The sequence below is a fragment of the Streptomyces monashensis genome (assembly GCF_001866665.1).
Classification (GTDB): domain Bacteria; phylum Actinomycetota; class Actinomycetes; order Streptomycetales; family Streptomycetaceae; genus Streptomyces; species Streptomyces monashensis.
Window position 1 is genome coordinate 19827 of sequence record NZ_MLYO01000045.1, and the last position, 17727, is coordinate 37553.

Annotated in this window: 19 protein-coding genes; 11 read left to right on the forward strand and 8 right to left on the reverse strand. The window is 68.4% G+C overall.

Annotation, left to right across the window (positions count from 1 at the left end; genetic code table 11):
- Window positions 1-40: 40 nt before the first annotated feature.
- The 4 genes from BIV23_RS26085 to BIV23_RS26100 all read left to right on the forward strand — a co-directional run bounded on the left by BIV23_RS26085 (window position 41) and on the right by BIV23_RS26100 (window position 5258).
- On the forward strand, window positions 41-2902 hold the full coding sequence (locus tag BIV23_RS26085; protein ID WP_143079116.1) for a DUF6571 family protein: 2862 nt from the start codon (window positions 41-43) through the stop codon (window positions 2900-2902).
- Between the two features lie 211 nt (window positions 2903-3113).
- Window positions 3114-3944 carry a hypothetical protein gene (locus BIV23_RS26090; RefSeq protein ID WP_143079117.1) on the forward strand — a complete coding sequence of 277 codons (831 nt, stop codon included), beginning with the start codon at window positions 3114-3116 and terminating at the stop codon, window positions 3942-3944.
- Between the two features lie 93 nt (window positions 3945-4037).
- On the forward strand, window positions 4038-4592 hold the full coding sequence (locus BIV23_RS26095) for a hypothetical protein (RefSeq protein WP_071383410.1): 555 nt from the start codon (window positions 4038-4040) through the stop codon (window positions 4590-4592).
- 225 nt (window positions 4593-4817) lie between these two features.
- Window positions 4818-5258, forward strand: a complete 441-nt coding sequence (locus BIV23_RS26100) for a hypothetical protein (RefSeq protein WP_071383411.1) — start codon at window positions 4818-4820, stop codon at window positions 5256-5258.
- Window positions 5259-5447: 189 nt separating this feature from the next.
- Here the strand turns inward: BIV23_RS26100 and BIV23_RS26105 are convergent, their stop codons facing one another.
- From BIV23_RS26105 to BIV23_RS46775, 3 genes are all read right to left on the reverse strand, one after another.
- Window positions 5448-6479 (reverse strand): hypothetical protein, encoded by a 1032-nt coding sequence (locus BIV23_RS26105; protein ID WP_071383412.1) that lies wholly within the window; start codon window positions 6477-6479, stop codon window positions 5448-5450.
- The gene (locus BIV23_RS26110) at window positions 6467-7126 is read right to left on the reverse strand and encodes a hypothetical protein (RefSeq protein ID WP_071383413.1); all 660 of its coding nucleotides are present in this window, start codon (window positions 7124-7126) and stop codon (window positions 6467-6469) included. The genes BIV23_RS26105 and BIV23_RS26110 overlap by 13 nt, the downstream gene beginning before the upstream one ends.
- A 207-nt stretch (window positions 7127-7333) precedes the next feature.
- Window positions 7334-7621 (reverse strand): winged helix-turn-helix domain-containing protein, encoded by a 288-nt coding sequence (locus BIV23_RS46775; RefSeq protein ID WP_079173383.1) that lies wholly within the window; start codon window positions 7619-7621, stop codon window positions 7334-7336.
- Window positions 7622-7777: 156 nt separating this feature from the next.
- On the opposite strand from BIV23_RS46775, the gene BIV23_RS26115 reads away from it, so the two are divergent.
- Genes BIV23_RS26115 through BIV23_RS46780 form a run of 3 tightly spaced genes read left to right on the forward strand, consistent with a single transcriptional unit; the run spans window position 7778 to window position 8672 of the window.
- Window positions 7778-8113, forward strand: a complete 336-nt coding sequence (locus BIV23_RS26115) for a hypothetical protein (RefSeq protein WP_071383498.1) — start codon at window positions 7778-7780, stop codon at window positions 8111-8113.
- Window positions 8113-8445, forward strand: coding sequence for a hypothetical protein (locus tag BIV23_RS26120; RefSeq protein ID WP_071383414.1), 333 nt, complete (start codon window positions 8113-8115; stop codon window positions 8443-8445). Before BIV23_RS26115 ends, BIV23_RS26120 begins: the two co-directional genes overlap by 1 nt.
- Window positions 8442-8672: a DUF7848 domain-containing protein gene (locus tag BIV23_RS46780; protein WP_079173372.1), complete on the forward strand. Its 231-nt coding sequence runs from the start codon at window positions 8442-8444 to the stop codon at window positions 8670-8672. The genes BIV23_RS26120 and BIV23_RS46780 overlap by 4 nt, the downstream gene beginning before the upstream one ends.
- A 334-nt stretch (window positions 8673-9006) precedes the next feature.
- Here the strand turns inward: BIV23_RS46780 and BIV23_RS26125 are convergent, their stop codons facing one another.
- Entirely contained in the window at window positions 9007-9855 is an 849-nt protein-coding gene (locus BIV23_RS26125; protein ID WP_071383415.1) for a menaquinone biosynthetic enzyme MqnA/MqnD family protein, read from the reverse strand.
- Window positions 9856-10141: 286 nt separating this feature from the next.
- Between BIV23_RS26125 and BIV23_RS26130 the strand changes: the two genes are divergently transcribed.
- A complete protein-coding gene (locus BIV23_RS26130) occupies window positions 10142-10345 on the forward strand; it encodes a cold-shock protein (protein WP_003974443.1) in 204 nt (67 codons plus the stop codon).
- Window positions 10346-10465: 120 nt separating this feature from the next.
- Here BIV23_RS26130 and BIV23_RS26135 read toward each other — a convergent pair whose 3' ends face one another.
- Window positions 10466-11029 (reverse strand): helix-turn-helix domain-containing protein, encoded by a 564-nt coding sequence (locus BIV23_RS26135; RefSeq protein ID WP_071383416.1) that lies wholly within the window; start codon window positions 11027-11029, stop codon window positions 10466-10468.
- A gap of 68 nt (window positions 11030-11097) precedes the next feature.
- On the opposite strand from BIV23_RS26135, the gene BIV23_RS26140 reads away from it, so the two are divergent.
- The 3 genes from BIV23_RS26140 (at window position 11098) to BIV23_RS26150 (ending at window position 12606) form a co-directional block, all read left to right on the forward strand.
- Window positions 11098-11841, forward strand: coding sequence for an AzlC family ABC transporter permease (locus BIV23_RS26140; RefSeq protein ID WP_071383417.1), 744 nt, complete (start codon window positions 11098-11100; stop codon window positions 11839-11841).
- Entirely contained in the window at window positions 11838-12152 is a 315-nt protein-coding gene (locus BIV23_RS26145) for an AzlD domain-containing protein (protein WP_071383418.1), read from the forward strand. Before BIV23_RS26140 ends, BIV23_RS26145 begins: the two co-directional genes overlap by 4 nt.
- Window positions 12153-12396: 244 nt before the next feature.
- The gene (locus tag BIV23_RS26150) at window positions 12397-12606 is read left to right on the forward strand and encodes a hypothetical protein (RefSeq protein WP_071383419.1); all 210 of its coding nucleotides are present in this window, start codon (window positions 12397-12399) and stop codon (window positions 12604-12606) included.
- Between the two features lie 62 nt (window positions 12607-12668).
- Here the strand turns inward: BIV23_RS26150 and BIV23_RS26155 are convergent, their stop codons facing one another.
- The 3 genes from BIV23_RS26155 to BIV23_RS26165 all read right to left on the reverse strand — a co-directional run bounded on the left by BIV23_RS26155 (window position 12669) and on the right by BIV23_RS26165 (window position 17610).
- The gene (locus BIV23_RS26155; protein ID WP_071383420.1) at window positions 12669-15725 is read right to left on the reverse strand and encodes an AfsR/SARP family transcriptional regulator; all 3057 of its coding nucleotides are present in this window, start codon (window positions 15723-15725) and stop codon (window positions 12669-12671) included.
- Between the two features lie 158 nt (window positions 15726-15883).
- Entirely contained in the window at window positions 15884-16678 is a 795-nt protein-coding gene (locus tag BIV23_RS26160; RefSeq protein WP_071383421.1) for an AfsR/SARP family transcriptional regulator, read from the reverse strand.
- Window positions 16679-16791: 113 nt separating this feature from the next.
- Window positions 16792-17610 (reverse strand): ATP-grasp domain-containing protein, encoded by an 819-nt coding sequence (locus BIV23_RS26165; RefSeq protein ID WP_071383422.1) that lies wholly within the window; start codon window positions 17608-17610, stop codon window positions 16792-16794.
- Window positions 17611-17727 lie beyond the last annotated feature (117 nt).

Below are 17727 nucleotides of genomic sequence, written 5' to 3' on the forward strand. Positions count from 1 at the left end.
GGCAAAGTTCCGATAAGAGACTCCAACGGGGAAGCAAAAAGTGGGCGAGTTTTCGGCAATAGATCCGACGGCCATGCAGAGCATGATCACGTCCTACAACAAGGACAAGAGCGACCTGCGCAACAGCGTCACGAACATCAAGTCACGCTTCGACCGGTTCGGCATCGACTCCGGTGACCTGACGCAGATCCTGGGCATCTGCAACTGGCTCGACGACCAACTGTCCACGCTCACCCGCCACCAGGTCCTCGGGGCAGCCCTCGAACGGGAGAACCCCGGACTCACGATGGTCCAGGTCCCCGAGCCGGTCGTCAGCGCCGCCCAGGCCCGCAAGGACGGCAAGGACCTCGCCGACCGCATGAACAAGATCGACGGGACCGGCGACTCCGCCGAGCAGTACCACGAGATCGCCCAGCAACTGGCGGCCCACAAGGACGACCCCGACTACTGCTCGGCCTTCTATGCCGCGATCAGTCCCAACATCGCGCAGAACCTCCCCACCTTCCTTTCCTCCACGGGCAGTTCCACCGCAGGCGAGGACCTCAAGGCGTACAGCCAGGCACTCGGCTCCGCGTGCAGCGACGGCTACCCGGCACCCGGCTTCGACAAGGTCAAGAAGCTCTACCTGACCCCACCGCCCAAGGGTGACAACGCCCTCGCCTGGAACCGCGGAGCCATGCTCCAGTACGGCCAGTTCCCCGCCGACTTCCTGTCGAGGGCCGCCCGGGTCAACGTCCTGGATTCCTTCGCCAAGGACCACGACCAGAACTTGTCGTTGATCTCCCAGAACAGCGCACTGGGGCTGCCGTCCAACACCATGACGCTGTACCTCAACGCACTCGGCACCAACGGTGACGCGACTCGCGACGCCCTGGCCCACATGGGCGGGACCGGATCCGGAACCGACCTGCAGGGCAACCTGAAGTCGCTCATCGCCTACGCGAACCAGAGCCACGACCCGGACATGACCAACGCCCTCAAGTCGGCCCTGACCGCCGGATCAGGCGACCAGGTCACCCACGGAGCCGACGGCAGCCTGAGCGTCGTACCCACCATGCATGGTGGGTACGAAGCGGACTTCGCGGCAACGGCCATGTCCTCCCTCGCTCAGTCGCACGCGGACTACAAGACCTACAAGGACTACATCGACACGACGTTCACCGCGTATGGAACGCCGCCCGGTGCCCACAGCGACCAGAAGGGCGCGCAGGACGCCTTCCTGCTCCACCTCGCGACGGCCGGTGACCCGACATGGCCTCCGACCCGACCCGCCATCATCGCGGTCGGAAAGGACGCCGACGCCCTGAAGGGCGACACCGACTTCATGTCGGGTTTCTACTCACAGGGCGGCGACCGCTTCGAGGCCCAGGTCGCCTCGTCACTGCACGCGGAGGACGGCACGCACAACGGCCAGGTTCTCAGCAAGGACTCCCAGAACATTCTCGCCGAGTTCGGCGCGAACCTCGCCGCCGCCACCAAGCTGGAGGCATCGGGCAAGATCCCGACCGGCCTGACCCAGACCTTCACCAACCCGCCGGACATGTGGTCGGCGACGATGCTGATGAAGTACGGGCCGAAGGGGGGCGAGTGGGACCCTGGCTTCCTGTCCTCGATGGGTGACGCGGTGCTCCACTGGCGCAAGGCACACGACATGCGGCCCATCTATGTCGATGGTCAGACGACATTGGCCGGGTATGTCCCCGGAGGCTTCGCTGACCCCAAGAACGCCTGGTACTCCGAGCTGGGGTTGAAGGAGAACGCCGCCGACATGACCGGCGACGAGCAGTTCGCGATCGTTCAGGGCATCGATGACAACGACCCCAGCCTCGCCGTCCTGTCCAAACTCGCCGACAACGCCGACGCGTCCCGGACCCTGCTGTCCGGCAAGGACGGCTCCTTCGCGGCGCAGCAGCTGGTGAACGACCACTGGGCCACCCCGGGTACCGACTTCGACGACGCCAAGTTTCCGGCCGCCATCATCACAGCGGCCACCTCCGACCGTGAGCACCATGCCAAGGACGCGGCCGTGGCCGCGGCGAACATCATCAACGCCGGCGCGGCCAAGTACGCCGACGACAAGAACAAGAGCAGCGATGACAAGATCCTCTATCCGGTCAACACGGAGATCGAGAAGTCGCTGGCCTTCGTGTTCTCGACGTACGTACACGACTTCGCGGCCAGCACAGGCACCGATCAGAAGGCGGCGTCCCCGAACGGCGACGGAACGATCAAGGTACCCAGGGGCACCACGCTGGCGTTCCTCAGCGAGATTCTGGAGAACAAGGACAAGGACTGCGCCGGCAACGTCATCCAGGCCATCAACGCCCAGGTCAGAGCCACCTCTCAGCTCGGCGTCGAAGGGGACAACGGCGACTACATCAACAAGCTCGCCGAACTGCGGGGCGAGATCTCCAAGGCCGGACACAATGTGGACATGGACGAGGCGGCACTCGCCGACGCCGAGCACGCCAAGCAGCTCTTGTGGTTCAACATCGTCACCAGCGCTGCCGCGTCCGTGCCACTTCCAGGGGGGGCGCCGGCGGTCGAACTCGCCGAGAAATGGGCACAGGCCGCGATCTGGACGGGCATTCCCTACGGTGGCTCCAAGTTTCCGTCCGGGGCACAAGCAGCGGCGGAGGCCGATTACCAGGGCATGAAGTTCAGCGAGTCGACGTCTATGGCGGTGCCGCTGATGGAGGGGCTCGCCAAGTCCGGAAAACTGCAGCAGTGGCAGGTACCGCCCCCTCCGGGCCACCCGGAGTGGGTTCAGGGCCACATCGTCATCAAGAATGACGACGACCGCGATGCATTCAACACCTGGTGGCTCAACGCCCAGAAACACGGCGGCCTCGCCGGGTTCGACCAGCAGATGAGGGAGGCTTTCAGCCTTGGTGCGAGTTAAGCCGGTTGGCAGAGGTCGGTGGCTGACAGTTGTAGCGGCTTCGGTCGTACTACTCGGGCTCACGGGATGCGGCGGCGGAGGGGGTGATTGGAAGGAGCCCAAGCAGGGACAGGCGCTGGTCCTTCTCAGTACGGCTACGGGCGCTGCGTACGACGGGTTCGGCGACATCCCCGTGGGGCTCGCGGTCGGCAGGAATGACCAGGTCTACGGGATGTTCGTCAACCTCGTCGCCCTCGGAAAGGACCACAAGCTCAAGACGCTGCAACAGCACATAGACGGGATGCACGGACTCGTCGCCCTGCCTGACGGATCGCTGGCGACCGGCAGCGGCGGCCAGATCGTCAGACTGAGTGCTGACGGGCAGCAAACGGCGGTACTCGCCGGTACTTCGGGTCTGGGGCGCAAGGCCGGGCAGCCGGCCCCGGAGAGTGCCCCGGCGAAGCAATTCCGATTCGCCGACAAAGCTCCCGCGCCCTTTGGAGTACGCTCGGACGGCTCCCTCCTGATCACGGACGAGGACGTCATCTGGAGCCTCAAGGGCGACACTCTGACCCGCCTCTATCAGATCCCGACGGACGCGTACCGTAACGGAACCCGTTTCCTACCAGGCCAAGTAGCGAGCGGAACAAACAGCGTCTATGTGGCCGATCAGCCGACCCTCGGCGGCATCCGGACGGTCGACCCCGGCGGCACGTCACACCCCTTCGCCCTGCTGCACGGTGTCGCCGGGGTGACCGGCGACCTGTCGGCGCTCCAAGTGGCCTGGATGACGGGCGATGGCGCAAACGGTGTCTACGTCAAAGCCCACGACGAGAATGGCTCATATGTACTCCATCTGACCAGCGGCAAAGCCGAGTTGATCGTCAAGCAAGCAACCGGCGACACCGGCAGCGCGGCAAAGTCCGCTTGCAAGCCGGGCCGTCTGGTCGATGCGACGAAGCTGCCCTGCTCCATCCCGTATGCCCTGACTTACTCGGCGCACTCGGGAAGCCTCGTCATGGCGGGTAGCTCCTCGTATGTCCTGCGCGTGCCCACCAAGTAGGCATCAAGTCAAAGGATTTTGTGTGGTGACGCAATCGACACCTCAGAACCATGAAACATGAACGGCCACACTTACGCCGTTCTCCTTGCGGGTGTGACCGTGACCGCCGCCGCGTTTGACGTGATCCGTGTGTACCGGCGACTGCCGGAGAAGACTTCCGCCGAAGAGAACACTTCTGTTGAACGGAACTTCGGCTTCGTGGTGGTGTCCCGCGCCATAGTCGTCACCCTCGCCTTCATCGTCGCTGGCATGCTCTGGAACTTCGAGAACGACGAGCACTGGACCGAGAGCAAGGTCGTGCAAGCGACCGAGGACATCGCGGCCGACATGGAGCGCGGCGGGGATGCGCCCACCGATGCGGGAAGTTTCAAGTCACTGGTAGACCAGGAAGTACAAGGCTCCCGAAGCAACGGGCTCGGCCTGACAGACGACTGGGCCACACCACCGCCCGGCGCCCTGGAGAGCTACGTCATCACTGGCACCGAGTTCGAACATCAGACGCGCGAGTCACGACCCACCAAGTACCGGGCCTGCCTCGTCATCATCTCGTCGCGCCCCGTCCCGAACGGTCTGCCGACTAGCAACCCAGCGAGCAAGTACGTACACGACTACGCGATACGGACCAAGGTCGAGGCGGGCGGATGCTGAACGGGGACGCGCTGACCTACGCGCAAGTCGATCTCGAGCCAGACCGCGCAATGTTCGTGGGACGTACGACGGTGCCATGCCCGCTCACCGATCTACCCAAGAGCGACTGGACCGTCCCGGTCCGCTATTCGGAGAAGGACTCACTGGGTGTGGATGTGACGGGCCCAGCGCAGCAGCCAGCCCCGTCGGGCCCCCGAGTGCGTTCCGGCCAGGAAGGTTGCCGCGATGCTGATCATTCAACTCGCATACAACTGCCATATGGAGAACTGCACAGGGTTCAAGACAGACAACACTCCTTTCTATTTCCTGGTCGGCTCCGTTGTCTGCGCCGTCCTTTTCGTATGCATGGCGGAGGCTGTAACCACTCTCCAAAAGAGAAAGCTGTTGCAACGTGGCATCGCTGCGGGCGCGGAGATCAAGAAGGTTACCTCACGGAAAGTACACAAAGACGGAACAGTCGAGGTAGGCCTAAAGCTAGAGGTCACAGCGCCTGACGGGGAGGTGTTCGAAGCGCAGACCGACGAGGAGTTCCCGATCACCGAACTCCCGCAGATCGGCTGGTCGATCAACGTCCGCTACTCGGCAAAAGACCGACACAGAGTGGCTGCGGACGGCGCTGCCTCGCCATCCGACGGAAAGGACAGCGGCGACAGCGGCCGCCCTTGACATCGCGGCTCAGGAGCGCGCTTTTCTCCCGCTGGCTGGCAGCCCCCTTACCCGGCCAATGGGTTGCACTCGCGCCATGCCGACAGGCCTATACCCCGGCATGGGCCATAGACAACAGCACCGGGTGTCGCTCGTGGTCTCCGGGACGGTGATCACTGGAGGTGATCGGCAAGGACATCAGTGACCCGGTCAACGGTTGACGGCTTGGATTTCCTGCACCGTGACATTCTGCGTGGCCCCGAATTCGCCATCAGGCAGATCGTCACCGTTGCCGTCGCTGCCCTTCCAGTGGATCTTCCAGGTGATCGTGGCCTTCAGTGGGAACGAGCTGTTCCCGGAAGAGCGCAGGTACTTCACCCCACAGGGCGGCGTCTGATCAGCTTTCCCGTTCGCGTACGGTTCGCCGATCCTGCCGTTATTGAAATCGCAGACTCCCGACGCCGGATAGGTGACCGCGTCAGACGTGCCGGGATCGATCTTCAGCGAGTAAGGCTCCGCGGTAGCCGTCGCCGAGATGCCGAGCAGAGGAACGGAAGCAGTCACTGAGACCGGCTTGAACTCAGCGCCGTCCAGCCATGCCCATGTGGGCAGGTTGACCTTCGTAGCGTCTGTCGGTGCCAGTGTCACCCGCGTACTGGGGACTCGGATCTCGTTGTAGGCAAGTTCCGCAAGAATCTTCGGGGTGACGGCCTGGGGGATGTCGGCCGGCGGAGCGGTACCCGTGTCCACCCAGAAGATGGGTTTGGTGCAGGCAAGGGCTCCGGGATCACCCTCACGGCCCTGCGTGACGTACGAGTCCCACCAATAACCCTTGCCAGTCTTGTCCTTGTTGAAGTCTTTGTACGGGTGACCTTTGACGTAGCGGTCCCGCTGTTGGGCGTCCCACTCGTAACCCGTTGATTCCGCCGCCCAGATCGGCTCTAGGTAAACCTTCAGCTCCGCCGGGGTGTACTTGGGGGCGTAATAGCAGGCTGGTGGGGTCCAGGTCGTCGTCGGAGTGACAGAGCCGGCTGACTGGCCGGAGCCGTTCTTGGAGGTGTCGTAGACGACGGCACCAGCGGTCACTGAAACCGTCTGGTCCTTCTGGTCTGTGTTGGCCTGAGTCTCACTGCCCGTCCCCTTGCCTCCGGGAACGACGTCGGCCCATGCCGTCGGACCGGAAATCCATACCGCCGCGCCAACAACTGCCGCGCAGACAGAGACTCTGGCTACGGCTGACACTGGGTTGCCCCCCTGCTGGAAATGATCTGCGACGTCTGCCAGACGCCGTCGGCATTCTTGTCGAGCCGGGTGTTGTAGAGGACGTAACTGTTCTTCGTGACCGGCGTCTTGGCGATCTTGCCGGTCTTCATGTCCTTGCTGAAGCCCTTGCTCTCGTCAGCGCAGAACACAAGTGTCGCTGACGTCTTGTTCGTTTCGAGGGTCACCTTACGGTCGTAGTAGCGGACCTCGCCCGTTACCGTGGCGTGGGCCTGTTTGAACTGAGCCACCCAAGAGACGGCTGCTTCGAGAGCCTTACCCGTGTTGTAGTAGGCGAGCGCCTCGCCTTTGGAATCTGTGCCGGTGATCGCCGCGTCCACTGCGCGCATGCGCTCCGCGCTGTCTGCCAGTACGGCATCCTTCGTTGCGTCCCCCGTGTTCGACTCCTCGAAGGTCAGCGTCAGATCCGACGGCAGGGTGAACTTCGGGCGCCCGTCCGGACTGGACGCCGAGGCGGACGGAGAAGTAGGCGTGTCGTTCCCCGTTTCTGCTCCGGCGATCTTCCCGTTCCCCTTGGAGTCGCCGCCTCCCCCACCACACGCGGCAAGGAGGAGTACGGTCAGCGCGCCGGCGGTTGCTGTCGCGAGCGGGCGAAGTCGGCGGTCCAAGGTGCTCTCCTGGTGGGGCAGTTGAGGTCTGAGAACAGTCGATACCGTAACGGGTTTGACAACGGGCGCACCAGAGCGAATTGCCCCAAGATCAGCCTACGGACGGAGGCAGCCTGCGCCGTTCCGGTCGTCAGGGCGTGATAGTCCCGCCGCTGCCGAGGACCTCAGCCTTAGCTCTGTTTGGCCAGCAGGTCTCCGGCTCTTGCGCTATTCCTGGCCGCCATCTGCCGCCCCGTCCAATTCTCGGTACGCCACGAAGGTGCCCTTGGATGGAAGCGTTACGACAAGCCCGCGCTCCCGAAGCTCTCGCGTGGCTCGCCGCGCAGTCAGGTGAGCGACGCCATATTCCGCAGCAAGATCTCGCTCTCCAGGCAGCCGTGCCCCCGGCCGCAGTTCGCCCGACTTGATGCGCGCGGCAATGTGGTTCGCGACCTGCATGTATACGTAAGCGATCTCGTTCGGGTCGATGGGGGACCCACTCGGGTGCTCTGCCATATCGAACAACGTACGACAGCACTGACCTGCACAGTTCGGTGGAGCACGGCACACCGCTATATATCACTCATAACCACCCTGTACCGTGCCCCTGGAGACCCCGGCGAGGTGGACAGACCTCCCGGGGAATGGCCGATCTGAATGGACCAGACCGACATGCGCAAGCTTATCCACCGGATCCTCGACCGACTGAGCCTGATGCTCGCTCCCGGGACAGGACGGCGCCGCGCGGGCGGGCCTCCCCTCACGCCGGATCCCACCCCCTGGCCGGACGTCCGGCGCACCCCCGCGCCACTCCCCACCCACCGCTCGCCGTACTGCCTCCATGAGCCGATCGACGGCAGCACGACACTCCTCGTACGCCCCTACCTCGCTGCGCTGGAGAGGGAATCCACCCGGCAGGCACGTAGGCGACTCGCGCTCGTGCTCGCCGCCGACTTCGGGATCGACCTCGACCAGCACCTGATCGGGATGCAGGGGGCGGCTGCCTAGTGAAGCCAGTCACCACCGTCCGCCTCCTGCCCTGGCTGTCGCCCGAGGGGAATCCCTGCTACCTCGTGCCGGACAGCGAAGGCGGGCACCTGTCGCGCCTGGCCGACGACATCGAGGCCGTGCTACTGGCCACAGGCGCCGACGTGCTCGCCCTCGCCCGGAAGGTGCTTGGTGATCCGGTGGCACCGCATGCCGAAGTACGGTTCGCCGGGATCCGGCTCGCCGAGTGCCTGAACGACGCCTTGCGCGTGGCGGAATCACGCGGCATGCGGCTGCCCGGGACCAAGGCCCCGGACATCGGGGACGACAGCGGCTCGGGCGGGTGCACATGAGTCTGCGAGCCGTCTATCGCTACGTCTCACACACCATCCGGCACACCCCGGAAGGCGGCGTCGTGTACGAGGCGTACTGCACCGCTTCCAGTTGCGGCGCGCACTCCGGGCCGCAGGAAGCTCAGGAAGCCGTCCAGGACTGGGCTCTACGTCACACCGGGCGTACCAGTCATTCGCTGTTCCGCCGGGTGGTGACCGATCACGCCCGGGTGACCCGCGACGAGTAGCCCTGCCAACAGCGCGACGGTCCCGGACGCCGGATTTCCAAGGCAACCGGGGCCGCCATCGCCTTGAGCACGATCAGACCGCACGCCCAAACACAGGCAGCGATCCCCGCTCCACTCCGGAACCGGACCGCAGTCGCGTCAAGTCCGATGGTGGCCTTCCCTCCAGTCAGCCCGACAGTAGCCCTGGGGTCCTGCCCGAACGGGCGGATCTCACACCGCCGGCATCCCATGGCCTCCAGCCCGTTGGTCACCATCGGTAAGGACGGGGCCGGGGGCGCCCGATGGCCGATACGGCGCCCCGGCCCGGCGTCGACGGGGCCAGGACCGCGACGGCTCACGGCCTCAGCAGGTCCACCTTCACGTCCGCCGGAAACCCCGTCGTCGGGCCCACCCGGCGGGCGAACTCGGCGACGGCTGTCAACTGCGGGGCGCCGAAGCTGAAGTCGAGGGTGGTGAAGTACTGCGCCAGGGTCGCCTCGTCGAAGTTCTCCCAGCGGGCGGCCTGTTCGGCGACCTTGCCGACCTCCTCCAGCGAGACGTTGCGGGAGTCGAGGAAGGCCTCGTGGACCTGGCGGGTGATGAGCGGCTCGCGCTCCGCGTACTCCCTGCGGGCCGCCCAGACCGCGAAGACGAACGGCAGGCCGGTCCACTCCTTCCACATCCGGCCGAGGTCGTGCACGGTCAGGCCGTAGCGCGGGCCGTCGAGGAGGTTGGCGCGCAGCGCCGCGTCGCCGATCAGGACGGCGGCGTCGGCCTCCTGCATCATCAGGCTGAGGTCGGGCGGGCAGGTGTAGTACTCGGGCTGGACGCCGTAGCGCTCGGCGAGCAGCAGCTGGGCGAGCCGGACCGAGGTGCGGGAGGTCGAGCCGAGGGCGACCCGGGCGCGGTCGAGGCGGTCGAGGGGGACCTGCGAGACGATCACGCAGGACATGACGTCGCCGTCGCAGCCGACGGCGATGTCGGGAAAGGCGACGAGGTCGTCCGCGTTGCGCAGGAACTCGACGAGGGTGATCGGACCGATGTCGAGATCGCCGCGCACGAGCTGCTCGCTGAGCTTCTCCGGGGTGTCCTTGGTCAGCTCGAAGTCGAGGAGCGTGCCGGTTCTCGCGAGCCCCCAGTAGAGGGGCAGGCAGTTCAGGAACTGGATGTGGCCCACGCGTGGCCGGGTGCGAGAATTGTCCACATCGCGAGACTAGACCCCGTGCGGTACGGTGCCGGGACCGCCCCCGCCGTCGAACGGACTAACAGCCGTTCAAACATCCGGGTGAAGTGATCTTGCCCTCTATTGCTTTCGGGTGCCCGCGTGCTAGGCTCGCCGCAAGTTGCAGTTTGGTTTCCCTTGCAGTACAGAGCCTGCGGAGCATGTGACCGCGGGCTCTCGTCGTTTTCAGACGATTGCAGTTGTGCAGCACCGTTTCGCACGTGCAGGTTCTGGAGCAGGGCAACCCTTTTGAGCCCAAGGAGGGCTTATGGCTACCGGAACCGTTAAGTGGTTCAACGCCGAAAAGGGCTTTGGCTTCATCGCCCAGGAGGGCGGCGGCCCCGACGTCTTCGTTCACTACTCCGCGATCAACGCCCAGGGCTTCCGTTCGCTCGAGGAGAACCAGCAGGTCTCCTTCGACGTGACGCAGGGCCCGAAGGGTCCGCAGGCGGAGAACGTCACCCCCGTCTGATCACTGCCTGATCGCAGAACCTGAGTGCAGTACCCAAGGAGCCCCGGCCGTAAGGCGACGGGGCTCCTGCCTTTGCCGGGAACCCGCCTTCTGTGAATTCCCGGCGAATTCTCTACTTCTCTACACGTGCTGCATGACGAGGACGAAGGCCGTGCCCGGCATCAGCGCCTCGTACGAGTGGGCGACATCCCCGCGGTACGTCATGTAGTCACCGGGACCCAGTTCCGCCTCTTCTCCGGCCGGCCCCGCCTTCACCCGTCCCGTGCCGACGACCAGATGCTCCACCGTGCCCGGAATATGCGGCTCCGCCGCGCGGGCCGAGCCCGGTTCGGCGCAGATCCGGTAGATGTCCCGACGCGCCCCGGGCGGACTCGCCGACAGCAGCGTGCCGACGAAACTGGCCTGCTCGGAGCCGACGCCGGGGCCCTCACCGGCGCGGATCACCTGGACGCTCTGCACCGGCGGCTCGACCAGCACGCTGAACGGCACCCCCAGCGCCACCGCGAGCGCCCACAGCGTCTCGACGTTCGGATTCCCGCTCGCGGCCTCCAGCTGGGACAGCGTGGACTTGGCGATTCCGGCGCGCTTGGCCAGTTCGGACAGGGACAGCCCGGCGCGGGCGCGCTCGCGCTTGAGGGACGCGGCGATCCAGTCCATCGGGAGCCGGTCGGGGACCTCATGCATCTCGTTCGCTCCATCGGTACGATCGTTCGCCTTGACGGACAGGGCGCTCGCTGTCCATTCTAGAAAACATGCGTTCGCCACAACGAACAACCCCGATATCCCCGACACCCTCCATTTCCCCGGCGTCCTCCGGCATGTCCGGGGACCGCTCGCTGGTCCGCGACGCCTCGCTCGTCTGGCTGGCCAGCGGCATCGTCGGTGTCTCCTTCGGCGCGGTCTCCGTCGCGGGCGGGCTGCCGCTGTGGGTGCCGGTGCTGATGTCCGTGCTGGTGTACGCGGGATCGGCCCAGTTCAGCGCGGTCGGCGTGCTGCTCGCCGGGGGCGGTCCGGTCGCGGCGGCGGCCACCGGGCTGCTGCTCAACACCCGTACGGCCGCGTTCGGCCTGGCCGTCGCGGAGATCCTCGGCACCGGCCGCGCGGCCCGCTTCCTCGGCGCGCACCTGGTCACCGACGAGACGGTCGCCTTCGCCCTCGCCCAGAGCGATCCGGTACGGCAGCGGCGGGCCTTCTGGATATCCGGCCTCGGGCTGTTCGCCGTGTGGAACATCGGTGTGCTCGCGGGCGCACTGGCCGGCAGCGCGCTCGGCGACACCGCCCGCTACGGCCTGGACGCCGCCTTCCCGGCCGTCCTGGTCGCCCTGGTCCTGCCCGCGCTGCGCGCCGACGCGGCGGTACGACGGTGCGCGCTGGTCGGCGCCGCGCTGGCGCTGGCCGTGACGCCCGCGGTGCCGGCCGGGGTACCGGTGCTGGTCGCTCTGGCCGGGCTCTTCCTGCACCGGGGACCGGCCGCCCGGAAGGAGGCCTCCGCATGAACGCCACCGTCGTCGTGATCCTGGCCCTCGCCGTCGGCACGTACGCCTTCCGGCTGGTCGGGCCGGTGCTGCACGGGCGCGTGACGGTCCCGCCGCGGGTCCAGGAGCTGGCCTCGGCCGGAGCGGTGGTCCTGCTGGTCGCCCTGCTGGCCACGGGCGCGCTGACCGAGGGCGGCGGCTTCGCCGGGTGGGCCCGGCCGGCCGGGGTGCTGGTGGCCGTCCTGCTCGCCTGGCGGCGGGCACCGTTCGTCGTGGTGGTCGTGGGAGCGGCGGCGACGACCGCGCTGCTGCGGGTGGCCGGGGTCGCCTGATCCCCTGCCCCCGCCGCCCGTTCGGCGCGCTGCCCGGTGGGCCGGGCCGGCTCACCGGGCAGCCGGCGTCGGGAGCGCTTGAGGATCGCTGGAGGAACGCTTGAATCCGGGAGTACCGGGAGGCTGACCTGCTACGGGAACCAGCGGGGACGGCATGGGGATCGCAGCCCAAGAGCATCGGTCGCGGCGTCGGGGGAAGGCCCGGCGACCGGTTCACGATCCGTCTCTTCCTGGGGGATACACCATGCGTTCCATCGCACTGCGTACGAAGACGGCTCTGACCGCACTCGCCGGCGCGGGTGTCCTGACGCTCGCCATCGCCGCGGCCGGCCCGGCGAACGGTGTGGGCCGTGACCTGGCACAGGTCACGGCCGGTCTGTCGGGTTCGCACACGGCGGCGGGTCCGGTGCTGGCGGACGACCGTCAGCCCACCCTCACCCGGGTCCACGCCTGAGCGCACCACGGCATCGGCGGCACCGGCCGGGCGTATGCCCCGTTGGTGCCGTTCGACGTGGGTCAAAGGCGTCGCGCCGCCTCCGTGACTCCCATCGCGTCGTAGAGCGCCTCCGCAGCATGCCGATGCCGTTGTGCCGCCGGTTCGTCGCCCAGGGCATGCGCCGCCTCCGCCATACCGGACAGAGCGCGGGCGATCTCGATGCGGTAGCTGAGGCGCGAGGCCAATTGGTGCGCTTGGCGGTACATCTCCATCGCCCGGTCGGGGGCGCCCCTGCGCAGCTGGACCAGGCCGACCACATTCACCACAGCTGCCTGCCGCAGGACCGAGCTGTCGGCGGAAATCAGCTCCAGGGCACGTTCGGCGTGTTCGGCGGCCGAGCGTGCTTCGCCGAGGCGCTGGCAGAGCCGGGCCCAGTGGGCAAGAACGAATGCCACGTTCCCCGGTTTGCGGGATTCGTCGCACAGTTCAAGGGCCTGAGCGAGGCAGGCCCGTGCCCGCTCCTCCTCACCCGTGCCGAGGTGCGCCAGTGCCAGCCAGGTCAGAGAGTGGATCTCGTTGCTGCGCGCACCTACGCGCCGGTTCAACTCGGTGGCCCGGGCGGAGTACCGGACGCCTTCGGCGTAGTTCCCCGACCAGGTCTCCACGGTGCCGAGGTTGTCCAGCGCCTGCGCCTCCATCCGGTCGAGGCCCAACTCACGGTGCAGGGGAATGGCCTGGGTGAGGTAGGTACGGGCCGCGTCGAAATTGCCGAGTGCGCCGTGCAGCAAGCCCAGCACATCGAGGCAGCTCGCCTCTGATCCGCGGTCCTTGCCGGAGACCAGTGCCAGGCCTTCTTGGGCGGTGGCGATCCCGTCCGGGAAGTCGCCCAGCCACCAGTGGGCCACGGCCAGGTTGGACAGACTCACGCTCAGCAGCATCGGGTCGGCAAGCTCTCGGGCGGCATCGACCGCGATCCGGCTGACGACGCGGAACTGCTCGTAGTGCCCGCGCATGTCCAGGTAGAACAGGAGATTGCGCGCCAGCAGCGCGGTCGGGCCGGGCCGGGTCCCTGCGCCGGCCCGGGCGACAACCGCCAGCAGCGCTTCGTGTTCACGGTCGTACCAGCGAAGCGCCCGCGCGTCGCTGTCCAGCCGGGGCAGTTCCGGCACCTCACCGGCCGGTGGCTCGCCGAAGCGCTCGCGACCGGGAAAGAGCACGTCGCACGCCTGATCCGTGGCCAGCGTGTAATACCCCACCAGCCTCCCCACCGCCCCCTCCTCGTCGTCCTCCGCCTCCCGCACGCTCATCGCGTACGTGCGCACCAGGTCGTGGAAGCCGTACAGCCCGGCCTCGTGCTGTTCCAGGAGGTGGGCGTCGAGGAGGTTCTCCAGGGTGTCCTCGGCGTCGTGGACGTCGGTGCCGAGCAGCGCGGCGGCGGAGTGGACGTCGATGGCGCTGCCCGGGTGCAGGCCGAGGAGGCGGAAGGCGATGCGCTGGTCCGCGTCCATCGCCTGGTACGACAGCCGGAGCGTGGCCTCGACGCTGCGCTCCCCGGCGCTCAGCTCGCGCAGCCGCCGGGTCTCGTCGGCGAGCCGGTCGACCAGGTACTGCACGGTCCAGCGGGGGCGGTTGCGCAGCCGGGCGGTGGTGATGCGCAGGGCGAGGGGCAGCCCGCCGCACAGGCCGGCCAGCCGCGCGGTGGCCTCGGGTTCGGCGGTGGTGCGGTCGGCGCCGAGGGTCCGGGTGAGCAGGGTCGCGCTGTCGTCGGGCGAGAGCAGGCCGAGGGAGAGCCACTCGGCGCCGTCCAGGTCGAGCATCCGGACCCGGCCGGTGAGGATGGCCAGGCAGTCCTCGGCGGCGGGCAGCAGCGGGCGGACCTGGGCGGCGTCGGCGGCGTTGTCGAGGAGCAGCAGGAGTCTTCGCTGCGCCGAAACGGTTCGCCAGAGCGTCGTACGTCGCTCCAGGTCGTCGGGTATCCGGTCGTCCGGGATGCCGACGGCACGCAGCAGGGAGTGCAGGACCGCGGACGGCTCCTGCGCCTTCTCGCCGGGGCTGAAGCCGCGCAGGTCGACGAAGAGCTGCCCGTCCGGGTAGTCGGCGGCGAGCAGATGGGCCGCGTGCACCGCGAGCGCGCTCTTGCCGCTGCCGCCCATCCCGTCGACGCCGACGATCCGCGTGCTCCCGCCGGCCGGGGCCCGCCCCGCCTCCAGGATCCGCGCCAGCTCCGACTCGCGCCCGGTGAAGTCCGGCAGGTCGTAGGGCAGGGTGCAGGGCGCGGGCTCGGAGGGGGACGGCTGGAGGTAGGAGGCGGGGGCGAGGAGCGCGGCGCGGTCGGCCACGGACTGCGGCACCCGCGGGGCCACTTCGGGGCTGTCGCGCAGGATGGCCTCGTACAGCCGGGTCAGTTCGACGCCCGGGTCGATGCCCAGCTCCTCCACGAGCAGCGCGCGCACCCGGCCGAACTCCTCCAGCGCCTCCGCCTGCCGGCCGGCCCGGTACAGGGCGAGCATCAGACGGCCGCGCAGGGTCTCCCGCAGCGGATGGGCGATGACCAACTCGCGTAACGGGCCGACCAGTTCGGCGGACTGGCCGAGTTCGAGCTGGAGCTCGAAGTACTGCTCGGCGACCGCCATGTGGCGCTCCTCCAGCGCCGCGGAGGCCGCCGTGATCACCGTGCCGCCGGCGCCCGCCATGACCGGGCCGCGCCACAGGTCCAGGCAGGCCCGCAGGTGCCCGACCGCCTCGGCGGCGCGCCCGGCGGCCACCGCCTGCCGGGCCTGACGGGCCCACTGGGTGAACTCGTGCAGATCCAGCTGGTGTTCGCCGAGCATCGCCCGGTATCCGGCGCCGTCGGTGACGATCATCGAGGCGCCGTCGGGGATGTGGGTGCGCAGCGCGGCGACGGACTTGCGGATCTGGTGGCCGGCGGTCTGCGGCGGCGCCTCGTCCCAGGCGGCGGCGACCAGCCGGGGCAGCGGCACCATGCGCCCCGGCTCCAGCAGCAGGGTGACCAGGACGCGTTCCTGGGTCGGGCTGCCGAGCCGCAGGCGGTGCTCGCCGTGCCAGCCTTCCAGCGATCCGAGGATGTTGAACCGTACGACAGGACGACCCGATGCCGACGGTGCCGCCGAATCCACGAATGCGTCCCCTCCACCCCGTCGCACCGTCCGGCCCGAGATGCTCGGGACCACCTAGGTTGTACCGGAACGAGCGGCGCGGAGGGGGTGATTCCGTCCTCGTGGCGCACAGCTCGGCTCCGGCGGACAGCTCTGTCCCGACGGACAGCTAACCATCTTCACGCGAGCTGGAGGAGGGTCGCGTGCGCATCGCCTGCCAGCGCCGGGTCGTGGCGCAGGATCGCGTTCTCCACCCGGCGCAGCGCCGGGGAGGGCTGAATGCCCAGCTCGGCGTCGAGCAGACGGCGCATCCGGCGGAAGACGTCGAGGGCGTCGGCCTGCCGGCCCGCGCCGTACAGGGCGATCATCAACTGCTCGCAGAAGCGCTCGCGCAGCGGGTGGTTGGTGTGCGCCTCGGCCAGCTCCGCGAGGACGGCGGCGTGCCGGCCGAGGCGCAGCTCGGCGTCGAAGCTCAGCTCCATCGCCCGCATCCGGTACTCCTCGTAGCGGGCGGCGGCCAGCTGGCACAGGGTGCCGCCGGTCAGGCCGCCGAAGACGGGCCCGCGCCACAGCGCCAGTGCCTCGCGCAGCAGCCGGGCGGTGTTCCCCGCGTCGTCCGGCAGGGCCGCCTCGGCCCGCCGTACGGCGGCGACGAACTCGGCGGCGTCCAGCTCGCCCTCGGCGACGGTCAGCCGGTAGCCGGAGGGGTGGATGGTGACGCGCGAGGCGGGCCGGTCCGGCTCCAGGGCGCGCAGCTTGCGGCGCAGCCGGCTGACGTGCGCCTGGAGCGCGTTGGCCTGGTTGTCGGGGACGGCCTCGCCCCACATCTCCTCGACGAGGCTCTCCCCGGAGACCGGCTGGCCCTCGCTGATCAGCAGCGTCTGCACGAGGGTGCGCTGCAGGTCGCCGGAGATCTCCGCGGGACCGGACACGGTACGGACATGCAGCGCCCCGAGGACCGAGAACTTCAGCATCCTGACTCCGCCTCCCGTTGGTGTCGCTGGCGTCGTCGTCCTTCTTCCGGCGACATACCAACGGTGCCCCCGGGCCGTACCGGTTCGTTCCCGATCCGTTCCCGGTCCCCGGATCAGCCCGCGTCGCCGGTGACCAGCGCCTTCAGCGAGGTCACCCGCCGGGCCGCCACCTCGGGGGAGTCGGCGTGCACGACGAGGTGCCCGGGGGCGAGGGCGTCGGGCGGCGAGACATGGCGCACGTGCGGCAGGACCCCGACCTCGGCGCTCTCCAGCCGCCACGGCGGGTTCAGCACGGCAGCCGCCGCGAAGCGGCCCGGTCGTACGGCGTCCACGAGCCGGCCGCAGAGCACGTCGACGGCGCCGGCCGCCAGGTCGCAGCCGCCGGCCGCCTTGAGCAGCTCGGGCACCGGGTCCCCGGCGAGGCCCGCCCGGCAGCCGGTGATGACCGGGCCGTGCGGGGTGAGCGCGACGCTCGTGTGCGCGGGCCCGTACTGGTAGCCGGTCAGGTCCAGCAGGGCGGTCACCACGGCGCGCACCTCGGCGGCGCTGTCCTCGGTCAGCGGGGCCGGGTGGAGCAGGCCGTAGGGCATGCGCGCGGTGATCCCGACGGCCTGGTGCATGCCGTGCACGCTCAGCGTCTCCACGGTCAGCCCGAGGGCGCCGGGCGGGACCCGCCCGCCGCCGGGTGAGAGCCGGTTGTCGCGGACGAGGCGCCGGACGGCGTCCTGGTCCGCGAGCAGGGCGAGGGAGCGGGCGGAGTTGACGAACAGCCCGGCGTCGGCGGCCTCGGCCAGCAGGGCGCGCAGGGCGGGCTCGTCGCGGGTGTCGGCACGGGCCGAACGCACTTGGACCCCGGCCTCGGCGGCCTCGCGGACGAGACGCTGGTCCGGGTTCAGCAGGAAGATCCGGCGGACGTCGTTGTCTTCTTTCATGCCTCTGCTCGGGGTATGAGGTCGGCGAGGGTGGAAAGGCAGGCTATGAGGGGGCGTTACCGTTCCGGTCCCGGACGGATCCCCGGGTGGCGGGGACCAGGGCACGCTACCGGTTTT